The following is a 14,866-nucleotide window of genomic DNA, read 5'->3' as shown; positions in this document are numbered from 1 at the left end:
CGGGGCCGGCCTGGAGGTCGAGGCCGGGCTGGGGGTCGGGGTCGGGCTGGAGGGCGGCGGTGAACTGCGACCGGTACAGGCGGTGGTACGCGCCCCGCGCGGCGAGCAGTTCCTCGTGCGTGCCCTGCTCCACGATCCGGCCGTCCTCCATCATCAGGATCAGGTCGGCGTCGCGGATGGTGGAGAGCCGGTGCGCGATGACGAAGCTCGTCCGGTCCGACCGCAGCGCGGCCATCGCCCGCTGGAGCAGCACCTCGGTGCGGGTGTCCACCGAGCTGGTCGCCTCGTCCAGGATCAGCAGCGACGGCTCGGCGAGGAAGGCCCGGGCGATCGTGATGAGCTGCTTCTCGCCGGCGCTGACGTTGCTGCCCTCCTCGTCGATCACCGTGTCGTAGCCGTCGGGCAGGCTGCGCACGAACCGGTCCACGAACGTGGCCCGGGCCGCGGCCAGGATCTCCTCCTCGCTCGCCCCGGGGCGGCCGTACGCGATGTTGTCGCGGATGGTGCCCCCGAAGAGCCAGGTCTCCTGGAGCACCATGCCGATCCGGCCGCGCAGGTCGTCGCGGCGCATCGTGGTCACGTCCACCCCGTCGAGCGTGATCCGGCCGGCGTCCAGCTCGTAGAAGCGCATGACCAGGTTGACCAGCGTGGTCTTGCCGGCCCCGGTCGGCCCCACGATGGCGACCGTGTGGCCGGGCTCGGCGACCAGGGAGAGATCCTCGATCAGCGGCTTGTCGGGGGCGTACCGGAAGGAGACGTTCGCGAACTCGACCCGGCCGTGCGGGTCGCGTACCCGGGCCGGCTCGGCCGGGTCGGGGCTCTGCTCCTCGGCGTCGAGCACGGCGAAGACCCGTTCGGCGGAGGCCACCCCGGACTGGAGCAGGTTCGCCATCGAAGCGACCTGGGTGAGCGGCTGGGTGAACTGCCGCGAGTACTGGATGAACGCCTGCACGTCGCCGAGGCTCATCGACCCCGACGCCACCCGCAGGCCACCGACCACGGCGATCGCCACGTAGCTGAGGTTCCCGACGAACATCATCGCCGGCATGATGATGCCGCTGATGAACTGGGCGCCGAAGCTAGCCCGGAACAGCTCGTCGTTCTTGGCGGTGAAGGCGGCCTCCACCTCGCGCTGCCGGCCGAAGACCTTCACCAGCTCGTGGCCGGTGAACGCCTCCTCGATCTGGCCGTTCAGCTCGCCGGTGTGCTCCCACTGGGCGATGAACTGCCGCTGCGACCGCTTGGCGATGGCGGTGGTGACGACCACCGAGACCGGGACCGCGACCAGGGCCACCAGGGCCAGCAGCGGCGAGATCCAGAACATCATGGCGAGCACGCCGACGACGGTGAGCAGCGAGGTGAGCAGCTGGCTCAGCGTCTGCTGGAGGCTCGTCGAGATGTTGTCGATGTCGTTGGTGACCCGGCTGAGCAGCTCGCCCCTGGGCTGCCGGTCGAAGTAGGGCAGCGGCAGCCGGTTCAGCTTCTCCTCCACCTCGGCGCGCAGCCGCAGCACGGTGCGCTGCACCACCCCGTTGAGCAGCCAGCCCTGCCACCACATCAGCAGGCTGGCCACCAGGTAGAGCCCGAGTGCCAGCAGCAGCACCCGCGCCAGCGCGGTGAAGTCGATGCCCTCGCCGGGCACCACGTCCATCCGGGCGAGCATGTCGGCGAAGTTGTCGTTGCCGGCCGCCCGCGCGGCGGCCACCGCCTGGTCGGCGGTGGTGCCCGCCGGCAGCTGCCGGCCGATCACCCCGGTGAAGATCAGGTCGGTGGCCCAGCCGAGCACCTTCGGCCCGACCACGCTGAGGCCGACGCTGAGCACGGCCAGCGCGATCACGGCGACGAGCTGGAGGCGCTGCGGGCGCAGCCGGCCCAGCAGCCGCCGGGCCGAGGGCCCGAAGTTCATCGACCGCTCGGCGGGCATCCCGACGCCCGCGTGCGGACCGCCGCGCTGCCCGCCGGGCGGCAGCCGCTTCGGCGTCGCGGCGTCGGCGGCCGGCTTCTGCTGCGGTACGGCGCTCGCGCCCGCGCTGCTGTGCCTGACGGTTGGCTCGCTCCGCTCGCTCACGCGACCACCTCCGTGGTGTTCTGCGACGCCACGATCTCGGCGTACGTCGGGCAGGTGAGTAGTAGCTCGTCGTGTCGGCCGATCCCGACCACGCCCCCGTTCTCGAGCACGACGATCTGGTCGGCGCCGACGATGGTGCTGACCCGCTGCGCCACGATCACCACGGCGGCGTCCGCGGTGACGGGGCGCAGCGCCGCCCGCAGCCGCGCGTCCGTGCCGAGGTCGAGCGCGGAGAACGAGTCGTCGAAGAGGTAGATCTCCGGCCGTCGGACCAGGGCGCGCGCGATGGCCAGCCGCTGCCGTTGCCCGCCCGAGACGTTCGTGCCGCCCTGCGCGATCGGCGCCGCCAGCCCCTCGGGCATGGCCTCGACGAAGTCCCGCGCCTGGGCGATCTCCAGCGCCCCCCAGAGTTCCGCGTCGGTCGCGTCCGGGTTGCCGTAGCGCAGGTTGCTCGCCACGGTCCCGGTGAAAAGGTACGGCCGCTGCGGCACCAGCCCGATGCGGCGCCACAGCTCGTCCGGCGCCAGCTCCCGCACGTCGACGCCGTCGACCAGCACCGCGCCGGCGGTCGTGTCGACCAGCCGGGGTACGAGCGACAGCAGGGTGGTCTTGCCCGCGCCGGTGCTGCCGATGACCGCCGTCGTCGTCCCCGGCGTCACCCGGAACGACACGTCGCGCAGCACCGGCTCGGCCGCCCCCGGGTACTGGAACGCGACGTCGCGCAGTTCCAGCTCGCCGTGGCTCGTCACCTCGGTCACGGGGCGGGCGGCGGGCACCACGGAGGAGTCGGTGTCGAGCACCTCGACGATCCGTTCGGCGCAGACCGCCGCCCGCGGCACCATCATCAGCATGAAGGTGGCCATCATGACGGCCATCAGGATCTGCATCAGGTACTGGAGGAAGGCGGTGAGGGCGCCGACCTGGATCGCCCCGGCGTCCACCCGCTCGGCGCCGAACCAGAGCACCGCGACGCTGGAGACGTTGAGCACCAGCATCACCACCGGGAAGATCAACGCCATCAGGCGGCCGATCCGCAGGGCGGTCGCGGTGAGGTCGGCGTTCGCCGTGGCGAAGCGGTCCGTCTCGTACGGCTCCCGGACGAACGCCCGCACCACCCGGATGCCGGTGATCTGCTCGCGCAGCACCCGGTTGACCGTGTCGATGCGGGTCTGCATGAGCCGGAAGCCCGGCACCATCCGCCGGATGATCAGCCACAGGGCGACGGCCAGCACGGGCACGCTGACGAGCATCAGCCAGGAGAGCCCGACGTCCTCGCGCAGCGCCATCACCACGCCGCCGACGCTCATGATGGGCACGGCGACGAGCATCGTGCAGCTCATCAGCACGAGCATCTGCACCTGCTGCACGTCGTTGGTGTTGCGGGTGATCAGCGAGGGCGCGCCGAACCGGGCGACCTCGCGGGCGGAGAAGCGATTGACGTGCCCGAAGATCGACGACCGGACGTCCCGGCCGAAGGCCATCGCCGTGCGCGCGCCGAGGTAGACGGCCGCGACCGAGCAGACGATCTGGATGAGGCTGACCGCGAGCATCCAGCCGCCGGTGCGCATGATGTAGCCGGTGTCGCCCCGGGCCACGCCCAGGTCGATGATGTCGGCGTTGAGGCTGGGCAGGTAGAGCGACGCCATGGTGCCGACGAACTGGAGCAGCACCACGGCGGCCAGCGGCCGGTGGTACGGGCGAAGGTGCGTACGCAGCAGCCGGGTCAGCATGCCGGGCTCCCTTCCGGGGTGCCGTGGTCGCCGTTGCCGATGACCTCGAGGAGGAACTCGCGGATCACCGCCGCCTTCGCCGGGTCGGCGTCGACCGAGGTCAGCGGCTGCCCGGAGCGGATCATGGCGGTCAGCGCGTCGATCCGGGCGCGGCCGGCCGGGGTGATCGCGATCTTGACGCTGCGCCGGTCGGCCTCGTCGCGCTGCCGCTCGACGAGGCCGTCACGTTCGAGGGTGTCGACGATGCCGGTCAGGGTGGCCGGCCGGACGAAACAGTGCTCGGCGACCGCGCGGTGCGCCAGTTCGCCGTGCTCGGCGAGAGTCATCAGAGCGACCATCCCGGCCTGGGTGAGGCCGTGCGCCTCGGCCAGGTAACGATTCCACCGCTGTCCGGTGACGTGCCCGGCGACCACGAGCAGTCGCGCTATCGGCACGTCCCGCAGCGTCAACAGTTCCATGGACGGCAGATTAGCGCCCTGAACGTCAGGCCCCAAACGAAATAGCGACGGCCACTCCGACGAAGAGGATCTGCTCCGCCGTACGCGGGCCGAGGGGGGTCGCCGGGCGGCCGGCCAGGGTCAGCCCGCGCCGCACCGCCGAGACGTTCGCCGGGAACATGGCCAGCATCAGCAGGGCCAGCCCGGCTGCGGTCCAGCGGGCGGTCGCCGGCACCAGCAGCCCGACCGCGCCCACCAGCTCCAGCACGCCGGTGACGGTGACCAGCAGGTCGGGCCGGGGCAGGCGCGGCGGCACCATCGCGATCATGTCGGCCCGGTAGGCGGGGGCGAAGTGCGCGACACCGGTCACCACGAACATCAGCGCCAGGCCCACCCGCAGCGCCGGATGCCAGCCGTCGAGGGCGGCCACGCCGGCCAGCCCGGCCAGCCGGGCGAGCGCGGTGCCGGCCACGAGTGCGATCAACGGAGCCATCGGTACCTCCTCGGTAGCAACTTGTCGCCGACAAGATTGCCGTCGGAGGTGGCATCTTGTCAATGGCAAGATATGATGGCGGCATGACCGGAACGCGCGGCTACCACCACGGCGACCTGCGTCGCGCCCTGCTCGCGGCGGCGGTGCAGGTGATCGAGGAGTCGGGCCCGGCGGCGCTGAGCCTGCGCGACCTGGCCCGCCGGGCGGGCGTCTCGCACGCCGCCCCGGCCCACCACTTCGGCGACAAGGCCGGGCTGCTCACCGCCCTCGCCACCGAGGGCTTCCACCTGCTGGCCGAGGCGCTGCACGGCGCCGGCGGCGAACTGCTCGACCGGGGCGTCGCGTACGTCGACTTCGCGGTCCGCCACCGCGCGCACTTCGAGGTGATGTTCCGTCCGGACCTCTACCGGGCCGACGCGACGGAGTTGGTGGCGGCCCGCCAGCGCGCCGGGGCCGCACTGCACTCGGGCGTCGCCGGGCTGTCCGAGCGACGCCTGACGGCGGAGGATCCGCAGGGCGACGCGCTCGCGGCCTGGTCCATCGTGCACGGCTTCGCCACGCTCTGGATCTCGGGCGCGCTGCCGCCGCGCGTCGGCGACGACCCCCGGAAGGCGGCCCGCGAGGTGATCCACCGCCTCTTCCCGCAGCCCTGACGGGCGCGGGACGGCCAGGTGGCAGTGCCCGTGCCGGTCCTGTCGAGCTGATGTCGTAGCCGATTCAGCCCGACAGGCACCGCTCTCGACGGGCACCGCTCACCGACAGGCACCGCCAGCCCACTGCGGCGCGGCCCGCCGGTGGCGGGGGTGTCACCAGCTGGTGGGCAGCGGCATCCCCTCGGTGTAGCCGGCCGTGCTCTGCACGCCGACCAGGGCCCGCTCGTGGAACTCCGCGAGGTCGCGCGCACCCGCGTAGGTGAAGGCGCTCCGCACCCCCGCGATGATCTCGTCGATCAGGTCCTCCACGCCCGGACGGGTCGGGTCCAGGTACATCCGCGCCGAGGAGATGCCCTCCTCGAAGACCGCCTTGCGGGCCCGGTCGTACGCGCTGTCGTCGGCAGTCCGCGCGCTGACCGCCCGCGCCGAGGCCATGCCGAAGCTCTCCTTGTAACGCCGGCCGTCGGCGTCGGTGTAGAGGTCGCCGGGGGACTCGTAGGTGCCGGCGAACCAGGAGCCGATCATCACGTTCGAGGCTCCGGCGGCCAGCGCCAGCGCCACGTCGCGCGGGTGTCGCACGCCGCCGTCGGCCCAGACGTGCCGGCCGAGCTGCCGGGCCGCCGCGGCGCAGTCGAGCACGGCGGAGAACTGCGGCCGGCCCACCCCGGTCATCATCCGGGTGGTGCACATCGCGCCCGGACCGACGCCGACCTTGACGATGTCGGCCCCCGCCCGCACGAGGTCGCGTACGCCCTCGGCGGTCACCACGTTGCCCGCCGCGACCGGGACCGCCGGGTCCAGCGCGCGGACCGCCCGCAGGGCGGTGATCATGCGTTCCTGGTGCCCGTGCGCGGTGTCCACCACCAGCGTGTCCACCCCGGCCTCCAGCAGCGCCGCCGCCTTGCCGGTCACGTCGCCGTTGATGCCCACGGCGGCGGCGATCCGCAACCGGCCCCGGTCGTCCACCGCCGGCCGGTAGAGGGTGGCCCGCAGCGCACCCTGCCGGGTCAGCACCCCGACCAGGCGTCCCTCGGCGTCGACCACCGGGGCCAACCGGCGTCGCCCCGCTGAGAGCCGCTCGAAGCCGGTACGCGGGTCCGCGTCCGCCGGCACGGTGTGCAGCTCCGTGGACATCACGTGCCGGAGCTGGGCGAAGCGGTCCACGCTGACCGTGTCGGCCTCGGTCACCACGCCCACCGGCCGGCTCTCCTCGTCGATCACCACCACGGCGCCGTGCGACCGCTTCGGCAGCAGGTGGATCGCGTCGCCGACGGTGTCGGTCGGGCCCAGCGTGATCGCCGTGTCGTGCACCAGGTGCCGCTGCTTGACCCAGGCGACGACGTTCGCCACCACCTCGATGGGGATGTCCTGCGGGATGACCGCGATCGCGCCGCGCCGGGCGACCGTCTCGGCCATCCGGCGGCCGGACACCGCCGTCATGTTCGACACGACCAGCGGGATGGTGGTGCCCGTGCCGTCGGGGGTGGCCAGGTCGACGTCGAGCCGCGAACCCACCTCGGAACGGACGGGCGCCATGAAGACGTCGTTGTAGGTCAGGTCGTGCGCGGGGACCGCGCCGTGAAGGAACCGCACGTCGCCATCATTCACGCCCGCCGGCGCCCGCGCCCCGGGTGGTAGCCGAAAACACCCCGACCACGCCCGGAACACCAACGCCCGCACCACCAACGCCACCGGCACGCTCAGTCGAACAGCAGGGTGGCCGCGACCGCGACCATCACGAGGGCGACCGTGCCGTCGATCACCCGCCAGGCCACGGGGCGGGCCAGCACTGGCGCGAGCCGGTGGGCGGCGGCGCCGAGGACCGTGAACCAGACCGCGCTGGCCAGCACGGCGCCCGCGCCGAAGACCCAGTGGTGCGGGTGCTGGCGGGCCACCCCGCCGAGCAGGAGGACGGTGTCGAGGTACACGTGCGGGTTGAGGTAGGTGAACGCGAGGCAGGCCAGCAGCGTCGCCCCGAGCGTGGCCGGCGGCCGGTCGGCGGGGGAGAGCGCGCCGGGACGCAGCGCGCGGCGGGCGGCCAGCGCGGCGTACCCGAGCAGGAACGCGGCGCCGAGCCACCGGACGGCGGTGAGGGCGGTGGGGTGCTCCGCCGTCGCGCCGCCCATGCCGGCGATGCCGAGCGCGATGAGCAGCGCGTCGGACGCGGCGCAGACGGCGACGACCGGCAGGACGTGCTCGCGGCGCAGGCCCTGCCGCAGGACGAAGGCGTTCTGCGCGCCGATGGCGGCGATCAGCGCGATGGCGAGGGAGAAGCCGGCGGCGGCGGAGCCGGCCACGGAGCTGCTGAGGATGTCGGGCACGAGCCGAGGCTACGAGCCCCGCGTCATGCAGCCCAGCTAAAGATTCTCATGGCGGATAAGCTCTGCTTCATCATGCTGGACACCACGCAGCTCCGGACCTTCGCCGCGGTGGTCCGCGAGGGCAGCTTCGAGGCGGCGGCGCGGTCCCTGCACGTCACCCCCTCGGCCGTCAGCCAGCGCCTCAAGGCGCTGGAGCAGTCCGTCGGTCAGGTGCTCGTCCAGCGGACGAAGCCGTGCCGGGCCACCGACGCGGGCCGGCCGCTGCTGCGGCTCGCCGGGCAGGTGGCCCTGCTGGAACGGGAGGCGCTGGACGCCGCCCGGCCCGCCCTCGGCGGGCCCGCGCCCACCCGGGTGACGGTCGTGGCGAACGGGGACTCGCTGGGCACCTGGTTCGTCGGCGCGCTGGCGCGACTGCCCACCGAGCTGGCGCTGCTGTTCGACGTCCGCCGGGACGACGAGGACCACACGGCGGAGCTGATCCGCGACGGCACGGCGATGGCGGCTGTGACCGCGCAGCGCGAGGCCGTGCAGGGCTGCCGGGTGGAGCGGCTGGGCGCCATGCGGTACGTCGCCCTCGCCGAGACCGGGTTCGCCACGCGCCACTTCCCCGACGGTCTCACCGAGGCCGCCCTGGCGTCGGCGCCGATGATGGCGTTCGACCGCAAGGACCAGCTCCAGCAGCGGTTCGCCCGCACCGTCACCCGGCGTCGGCTCGACCCGCCGGTCCACTACGTCCCGTCCTTCGACGGCTTCAATGAGGCGGTGCGGCTCGGGCTCGGCTGGGGGATGGTCCCGGAGCGGATCGCCCGCGCCGACGTCGCCGCCGGACGCTGCGTCGACCTCGGCGCCGGGCGTCACCTGGACCGCCCGTTGTACTGGCAGCACTGGCGGGTGGACTCCGCCACCCTGGACGCGCTGACGGCCGCCGTCCGAACCGTGGCGGGCGCCGAACTGCGCTGACCGCCCGGGCTGCTTGCCGCGCCCTGTCCGGCGGGCTGGTGCCACGCCGCGGCGCACCCCGGCCGGCCGTGCCGTGCTGCGCCGCGCCGTGTTGCGCCGTGCCGTGCCGTGCCGTGCCGTGCTGCGCCGTTAGGAAGGGCACCTGTACCGAAACGTCAGGAAGGTGCCCTTCCTTACACCCTCAGGCGATGGTGCAGATCGCCGCGCCGGCGGTGATGACGGCGCCGACCTCGGCCGCGAGGCCGCTGACCGTGCCCGCCTTGTGGGCGTGCAGCGGCTGCTCCATCTTCATCGCCTCCAGCACCACGACCAGGTCACCCTCGGCCACGGTGTCGCCGTCGGCGACCGCGATCTTGACGATGGTGCCCTGCATCGGGGAGGTGAGCGCGTCGCCGCTGACCGCGACGCCGGCCTTGGTCCCGCCGCCCCGGCGGGCCGGCTTGCGCGCGGCGGGCGCAGCGGTGGCCGTACCCCCGCCGAAGCCGGCGGGGAGGCTGACCTCCAGCCGCTTGCCCCCGACCTCGACCACGACGGTCTCGCGCTCGGCCGGCGCGTCGGCGGGCCCGGCGGCGGCGGTGAACGGCGCGACGGTGTTGTCGAACTCGGTCTCGATCCACCGGGTGTGCACGGTGAAGGGCTCGGCGGTGAAGGCCTCGTCCCGGACGACCAGCCGGTGGAACGGCAGCGCGGTGGCCATGCCCTCGACGACCATCTCGTCCAGGGCGCGGCGGGCGCGCTCCAGCGCCTCGGTACGCGTCTCGCCGGTGATGATCACCTTGGCCAGCAGCGAGTCGAAGTTGCCGCCGATCACGTCGCCGGCGGAGATGCCGGTGTCGACCCGGACGCCGGGGCCGGTGGGCAGCCGCAGCGCGGTGACCGTGCCGGGGGCGGGCAGGAAGTTGCGGCCCGGGTCCTCGCCGTTGATCCGGAACTCGATCGAGTGCCCGCGCGGCGTCGGGTCCTCGGTGAACCGCAGCTTCTCGCCGTCGGCGATCCGGAACTGCTCGCGGACCAGGTCGATGCCGGCGGTCTCCTCGGTGACCGGGTGCTCGACCTGGAGGCGGGTGTTGACCTCCAGGAAGGAGATGGTGCCGTCGGCGCCGACCAGGTATTCCACCGTGCCGGCGCCGTGGTAGCCCGCCTCGCGGCAGATGGCCTTGGCGCTGTCGTGGATCTGGGCGCGCTGCGCGTCGGTGAGGAACGGCGCCGGAGCCTCCTCGACCAGCTTCTGGTGCCGGCGCTGGAGCGAGCAGTCCCGGGTGCCGACCACGATCACGTTGCCGTGCCGGTCGGCCAGCACCTGCGCCTCGACGTGGCGGGGCTTGTCCAGGTAGCGCTCGACGAAGCACTCGCCCCGGCCGAACGCGGCGACCGCCTCGCGGGTGGCCGACTCGAACAGGTGCGGGATCTCCTCCATCGTGCGGGCCACCTTGAGCCCGCGCCCGCCGCCGCCGAAGGCGGCCTTGATGGCGACCGGCAGGCCGTGGTCGACGGCGAACGCCAACACCTCGTCGGGGCCGCCGACCGGGTCGGGGGTGCCGGGCACCAGGGGAGCGCCGGCGCGCTGGGCGATGTGCCGGGCGGTGACCTTGTCGCCGAGGTCCCGGATCGCCTGCGGGGTGGGGCCGATCCAGGTCAGCCCGGCGTCGATGACGGCCTGGGCGAAGTCGGCGTTCTCGGAGAGGAAGCCGTAGCCGGGGTGGACCGCGTCGGCGTCGGCCTTCGCGGCGACCTCCAGCAGCTTGTCGATCCGCAGGTACGTGTCGGTGGCGGTGTCCCCGCTGAGCGCGTACGCCTCGTCGGCAAGCGTGGCGTGCAGAGCGTCCCGGTCGGAGTCCGCGTAGACGGCGACGCTGCCGAGGCCGGCGTCGCGACAGGCACGGATGACGCGGACGGCGATCTCGCCGCGGTTGGCGATGAGTACCTTGCGCACCTTGCTGGCTCCTCCCGGAGGGTCACTGACCGGGAGTGTATCGGCCACCGTGGCGACCCTAACGATCGCTCAGTGTGGGATGCCGCACTGTTCACCGCGCCCTAGTCAAATTTGCTTATTACGCTCATCCGGTGTCTGCCACGCGAATGATGATCCTCGGCCTGGTGCGCTGGATGCAGCCGGTGCACGGCTACGACGTGCGCCGTGAGCTGCTCAGTTGGAGCGCCGACAGGTGGGCGAACGTGCAGCCCGGGTCGATCTACCACGCCCTGCGCAAGCTGACCCAGGAAGGGCTTCTGCGTGAGGTGGCCACCGAGCAGGTGGGCGCCCGTCCGGCCCGCACCACGTACGAGGTGACGCCGAAGGGCGAGGAGGAGTTCGAGTCGCTGCTGCGCGGCCTGTGGTGGCAGCTGCACGAGCCGCCGGACCCGTTCGCGGCGGCGTTCTCCTTCCTGCCCGCGATGCCGCGCGAGGAGGCGGCGGCCGCCCTGCGCAACCGGGCGAACCTGCTGCGCGCCGGTGTCGAGTGGATGCGTACGTCGTTGAGTTCTGGCTGGATGCGTTCGACCAAGCCGGTGCACGTGGGGTGGATGTTCGAGCTGTGGACCGCCCGCTCCGAGGCGGAGATCTCCTGGTGCGAGCGGATCGCGGAACGGATCGAGTCGGGGGTGTCGTACCTGCCCGAGGGGCTGGAGCGGGCGCAGGGCTGGGAGGGCTGGGAGGAGCAGCCGCCGCCCCGGCCGACGGAGGGCGAATAATCAACGTTGACCAAAAGAGCTATATCGCGTTAGCCTGCCCGGGGCGCCACGGGGGAAGCATGCCGTCCGGCGTCGTCTCCGAGGGACAGACAGGTGGCCGGTGGCACCGGCCCGGACGACCAGGAGCAGACATGATCGAGACCAGAGGGTTGCGGAAGTCGTTCCGCTCCCGAGAGGGTCGCCAGAAGAAGACCGTCGACGCGGTGCGGGGCGTCGACCTGAAGGTCACCGAGGGGGAGATCTTCGGCTTCCTCGGCCCCAACGGCGCCGGCAAGACCACCACCCTGCGGATGCTGGCCACGCTCATCGAGCCGGACGGCGGCGAGGCGACCGTCGCCGGGGTCGACCTGCGCAAGGACCCGGCCGAGGTGCGCCGCCGCATCGGCTACGTCGCCCAGGGCGGCAGCACCTGGGACGAGTCCACCGCCCGGGAGGAACTCGTCCTGCACGCCCGGATGTACGGCATCGGCAAGGCCGACGCGCACCGGCGGGCCGCCCGCGCCCTCGACGCCTTCCAGCTCACCGAGTACGCCGACCGCAAGTGCAAGACCTACTCCGGCGGTCAGCGCCGGCGGGTGGAGATCGCCCTAGGCATCATCCACGAGCCGAGCATCGTCTTCCTCGACGAGCCGACGACCGGCCTCGACCCGCAGAGCCGGGCGCACATGTGGGACGAGATCCGCCGGCTGCGGGGCGACGGCATGACCGTCTTCATCACCACCCACTACCTGGAGGAGGCCGACGCGCTCTGCGACCGGATCGCGATCATGGATCACGGCGAGGTGGTCGCGGAGGGCACCCCGACGGAGCTGAAGCGCGAGATCTCCGGCGACGTCGTGCTGGTCGGGCTCGACGCGGCGGCCACCCCGCAGGCCGCGCAGCTGCTCGACGGCGAGCCGTACGTCAACAAGCTGGAGACCGCCGAGGAGGGCGGGCTACGCCTCTACGTCGACGAGGGCGCCACCGCCATCCCGCAGATCCTGCGCCGCGTCGACACCGCCGGCCTCGGGCTCAGGTCCATCGAGCTGCACCGGCCCAGCCTCGACGACGTCTTCCTCACCAAGACCGGCCGCTCGCTGCGCGAGTCCTGATCCCGACCGGAGAGATCCCATGAAACTCGCCCGTGACACCTGGCTGATCTTCCAGCGCCAGCTTCAGCTACTGCTGCGCAACCCCGTCTGGGTCTTCGTCGGCGTCTTCCAGCCGGTGATGTACCTGCTGCTCTTCGCCCCGCTGCTCAAGCCCGCGCTGAACGCGCCCACCCAGGCGGAGGCCTACAAGATCTTCGTACCCGGCCTGCTGGTGCTGCTGGCCATCTTCGGCGGCCTCTTCCAGGGCTTCGGCCTGATCGCCGAGCTGCGCGCCGGGGTCATCGAACGCTCCCGGGTCACCCCGGTCAGCCGCCTCGCCCTGCTGCTCGGCCGCTCGCTGCGCGACGTGGTGTCGCTCATCGTGCAGGCGGTCATCATCACCCTGCTCGCGCTCCTGTTCGACCTGCGCGTCTCCCTCGTCGACCTGCTGCTGGCGTACCTGATGCTCGCCCTGATCGCGCTGATGACCTCGGCCGTCTCCTACGGCATCGCGCTCAAGGTCAAGAGCGAGGACGCGCTGGCCCCCCTGATGAACACCGTGGCCCAGCCGGTGCTGCTGCTCTCCGGCATCCTGCTGCCGCTGACCTTCGCCCCCGGCTGGCTCCAGGGCATCGCCGAGTGGAACCCGTTCTCCTGGGCGGTCGACGGCACCCGGGCCCTCTTCGCCGGCCAGCTCGGCGACGACAAGGTCTGGCAGGGCCTCGGCATCATCGCGCTCCTCGCCGCCGCCGGCGTCGTCTGGGCCGCCCGGCAGTTCGCCAGCAGCGTCCGGTGAGGTGAAAGGAAGGGCGCCTTCCTGACGCCTGCGGTAGCGGAAGGGGCCCTTCCTGACGCCGGGGAGAGTTGCCTCTCACCAGGGGCGGGGCACCGGCCCGACGCTTGTAGCGTGAGGCCGGTGCCCCGCCTCACCCGTGACCGGCTCACCTGGCTGACCTACGCCCAGCTCGGGCTGTGGGGCTTCTTCCTCTACGGCTTCGGGCCGGTCGTGCCGCTGCTCCGCGACGAACAGGGCACCTCGGCCGCCGTCGCAAGCCTGCACAGCACCGGCATCGCCGTCGGCGCGCTGGCCGGCGGGGCGCTCTTCGCACCCCTGGCCCGCCGCCTCGGCCGGGGCCGGGCGATCTGGGTCGGGCTGGCGGGCGTGGCGGCCGGCGTCGCCGCCCTGGGCGTCGTCTGCGCCCTGCCCGCCACGATCACCGCCGTCGCCGTGATCGCCACCTTCGGCATGCTGGTGATCAGCGGTGTGTCCGTGGTACTCACCGACCGGCACGGCACCGGCGCGCCCGCCGCGCTGACCGAGGCCAACGCCGCCTGCGCCGGCGCCGGCATCCTCGCCCCGCTGGTCATCGGCGCCAGCGTCGACGCCGGGTGGGGCTGGCGACCGGCGATGGCCGTCGAGGTCGGCCTGATCGCGCTGGTCGCGCTCGCCGCCGTGACCTTCCGCGTACGCCTGCCGCAGCCCGCCCCCGCTGCCGCGGCTCTCGGCTTTTCGGCTTCTGGCTCTCCGGCTCTCGGCTCTCCGGCTTCCGGCTCTCCGGCTCTCGACTCTTCGGCTTCCGGCTCTTCCGCTTCCGGCTCTTCGGGTTCCGGCTCTTCGGCTTCCGGCGGGGTCGCCTCGGGGGCCGGCGCCCACGGGTCCGGCCGACGCCTGCCGGTGGCGTACTGGATCGCCTGGGTGCTGATGGCGGTCACCGGCTCGATCGAGGTCTGCCTGTCGCTCTGGACGGCCGACGTGCTCCGCTCGCACGCCGGGATGGCGGCCGGCGGCGCCTCGGCCGCCGTCGCCGCGATCGTCTGCGGCATGTTCGTGGGCCGGCTCGCCGGGGGTCGGCTCGCCCTGCGGTACCGGCCCGTGCCGCTGCTGCTGGCCGCGCTGGGCGTCTCGCTGGCCGGGTTCGCGCTCTTCTGGATCGCGCCGGTCGGCTGGCTCGCCGTCACCGGCCTGGTCGTCCTCGGCCTCGGCAACGCCCTGCACTACCCGCTGGCGATCTCGATCGCGCTCGCCGTCGCCGGGCCGGCCGCGGACCGGGCGGCCGGCTATGCGTCGTACTCGATGGGGGTGGGCTTCGGGATCGCGCCGGTCGCGCTCGGCTGGGTGGCCGACGGCGTCGGACCGCACCTGGCCTTCCTGCTGCTGCCGGCCTTCATCGCGGCGGCTGCGCTGCTCGCCGCCCGCCTGGGCCGCGCCCTGCGCCCGGCCCCCGCCGACCTCCGATCCCCGACCCCCGTCTGACGCCAAGCGCCCCCGCGCATCTTGGATCTCCGGCGGACCTTGGTTCCTCCGGCGGACTTTGCGTCCCCCGTGGATCTTGCGTCCTCCGACGGTTCTTGCGTCCCCCGTGGATCTTGCGTCCGGGTGGACCTTGGGTCCCGCTGGATCTTGGTAGGAAATGGCCCCTCCAGGGGCCGTTTCCTACCAAGA

13 protein-coding genes are annotated in these 14,866 nt (G+C 72.9%); 6 read left to right on the top strand and 7 right to left on the bottom strand.

Annotated elements, in window-relative coordinates:
• The 4 genes from F6X68_RS12535 to F6X68_RS12520 form a co-directional block, all read right to left on the bottom strand.
• Window positions 1–1,924 (bottom strand): ABC transporter ATP-binding protein (locus tag F6X68_RS12535; protein WP_151454440.1); only part of this gene is annotated, 1,924 nt, incomplete at its 3' end.
• Window positions 1,925–2,064: 140 nt separating this feature from the next.
• Window positions 2,065–3,798, bottom strand: a complete 1,734-nt coding sequence (locus F6X68_RS12530; protein WP_151454435.1) for an ABC transporter ATP-binding protein — start codon at window positions 3,796–3,798, stop codon at window positions 2,065–2,067.
• Window positions 3,792–4,256 carry a MarR family winged helix-turn-helix transcriptional regulator gene (locus F6X68_RS12525; RefSeq protein ID WP_151454434.1) on the bottom strand — a complete coding sequence of 155 codons (465 nt, stop codon included), beginning with the start codon at window positions 4,254–4,256 and terminating at the stop codon, window positions 3,792–3,794. The genes F6X68_RS12530 and F6X68_RS12525 overlap by 7 nt, the downstream gene beginning before the upstream one ends.
• 25 nt (window positions 4,257–4,281) lie before the next feature.
• On the bottom strand, window positions 4,282–4,728 hold the full coding sequence (locus tag F6X68_RS12520) for a DoxX family membrane protein (RefSeq protein WP_151454433.1): 447 nt from the start codon (window positions 4,726–4,728) through the stop codon (window positions 4,282–4,284).
• Window positions 4,729–4,811: 83 nt separating this feature from the next.
• Here F6X68_RS12520 and F6X68_RS12515 point away from each other — a divergent pair, with 83 nt between their 5' ends.
• Window positions 4,812–5,381 (top strand): TetR/AcrR family transcriptional regulator, encoded by a 570-nt coding sequence (locus F6X68_RS12515; protein ID WP_151454432.1) that lies wholly within the window; start codon window positions 4,812–4,814, stop codon window positions 5,379–5,381.
• 153 nt (window positions 5,382–5,534) lie between these two features.
• On the opposite strand, the gene F6X68_RS12510 is transcribed toward F6X68_RS12515, so the two are convergent.
• Window positions 5,535–6,974 (bottom strand): GuaB1 family IMP dehydrogenase-related protein, encoded by a 1,440-nt coding sequence (locus F6X68_RS12510; protein ID WP_151454431.1) that lies wholly within the window; start codon window positions 6,972–6,974, stop codon window positions 5,535–5,537.
• 107 nt (window positions 6,975–7,081) lie between these two features.
• Entirely contained in the window at window positions 7,082–7,678 is a 597-nt protein-coding gene (locus tag F6X68_RS12505) for a LysE/ArgO family amino acid transporter (RefSeq protein ID WP_151454439.1), read from the bottom strand.
• 96 nt (window positions 7,679–7,774) lie between these two features.
• Here F6X68_RS12505 and F6X68_RS12500 point away from each other — a divergent pair, with 96 nt between their 5' ends.
• Window positions 7,775–8,662 carry a LysR family transcriptional regulator ArgP gene (locus F6X68_RS12500; RefSeq protein WP_151454438.1) on the top strand — a complete coding sequence of 296 codons (888 nt, stop codon included), beginning with the start codon at window positions 7,775–7,777 and terminating at the stop codon, window positions 8,660–8,662.
• A 181-nt stretch (window positions 8,663–8,843) separates the two neighbouring features.
• Here F6X68_RS12500 and F6X68_RS12495 read toward each other — a convergent pair whose 3' ends face one another.
• On the bottom strand, window positions 8,844–10,595 hold the full coding sequence (locus F6X68_RS12495; protein ID WP_151454430.1) for a biotin carboxylase N-terminal domain-containing protein: 1,752 nt from the start codon (window positions 10,593–10,595) through the stop codon (window positions 8,844–8,846).
• 146 nt (window positions 10,596–10,741) lie between these two features.
• Between F6X68_RS12495 and F6X68_RS12490 the strand changes: the two genes are divergently transcribed.
• From F6X68_RS12490 to F6X68_RS12475, 4 genes are all read left to right on the top strand, one after another.
• Window positions 10,742–11,353, top strand: a complete 612-nt coding sequence (locus F6X68_RS12490) for a PadR family transcriptional regulator (RefSeq protein ID WP_151454437.1) — start codon at window positions 10,742–10,744, stop codon at window positions 11,351–11,353.
• A 131-nt stretch (window positions 11,354–11,484) separates the two neighbouring features.
• A complete protein-coding gene (locus tag F6X68_RS12485) occupies window positions 11,485–12,444 on the top strand; it encodes an ATP-binding cassette domain-containing protein (protein WP_151454429.1) in 960 nt (319 codons plus the stop codon).
• A gap of 19 nt (window positions 12,445–12,463) precedes the next feature.
• Window positions 12,464–13,219, top strand: coding sequence for an ABC transporter permease (locus F6X68_RS12480; protein WP_151454428.1), 756 nt, complete (start codon window positions 12,464–12,466; stop codon window positions 13,217–13,219).
• A 120-nt stretch (window positions 13,220–13,339) separates the two neighbouring features.
• Complete coding sequence (locus tag F6X68_RS12475; protein ID WP_151454427.1) at window positions 13,340–14,677, top strand: sugar MFS transporter; 1,338 nt, start codon at window positions 13,340–13,342, stop codon at window positions 14,675–14,677.
• The last annotated feature ends 189 nt before the right edge of the window (window positions 14,678–14,866 follow it).

It is taken from the genome of Micromonospora sp. AMSO12t (assembly GCF_008806585.1).
GTDB lineage: Bacteria > Actinomycetota > Actinomycetes > Mycobacteriales > Micromonosporaceae > Micromonospora > Micromonospora reichwaldensis.
The sequence above is the reverse complement of the archived record's forward strand: the minus strand, read 5'-3'. Positions and strand labels throughout refer to the sequence as shown.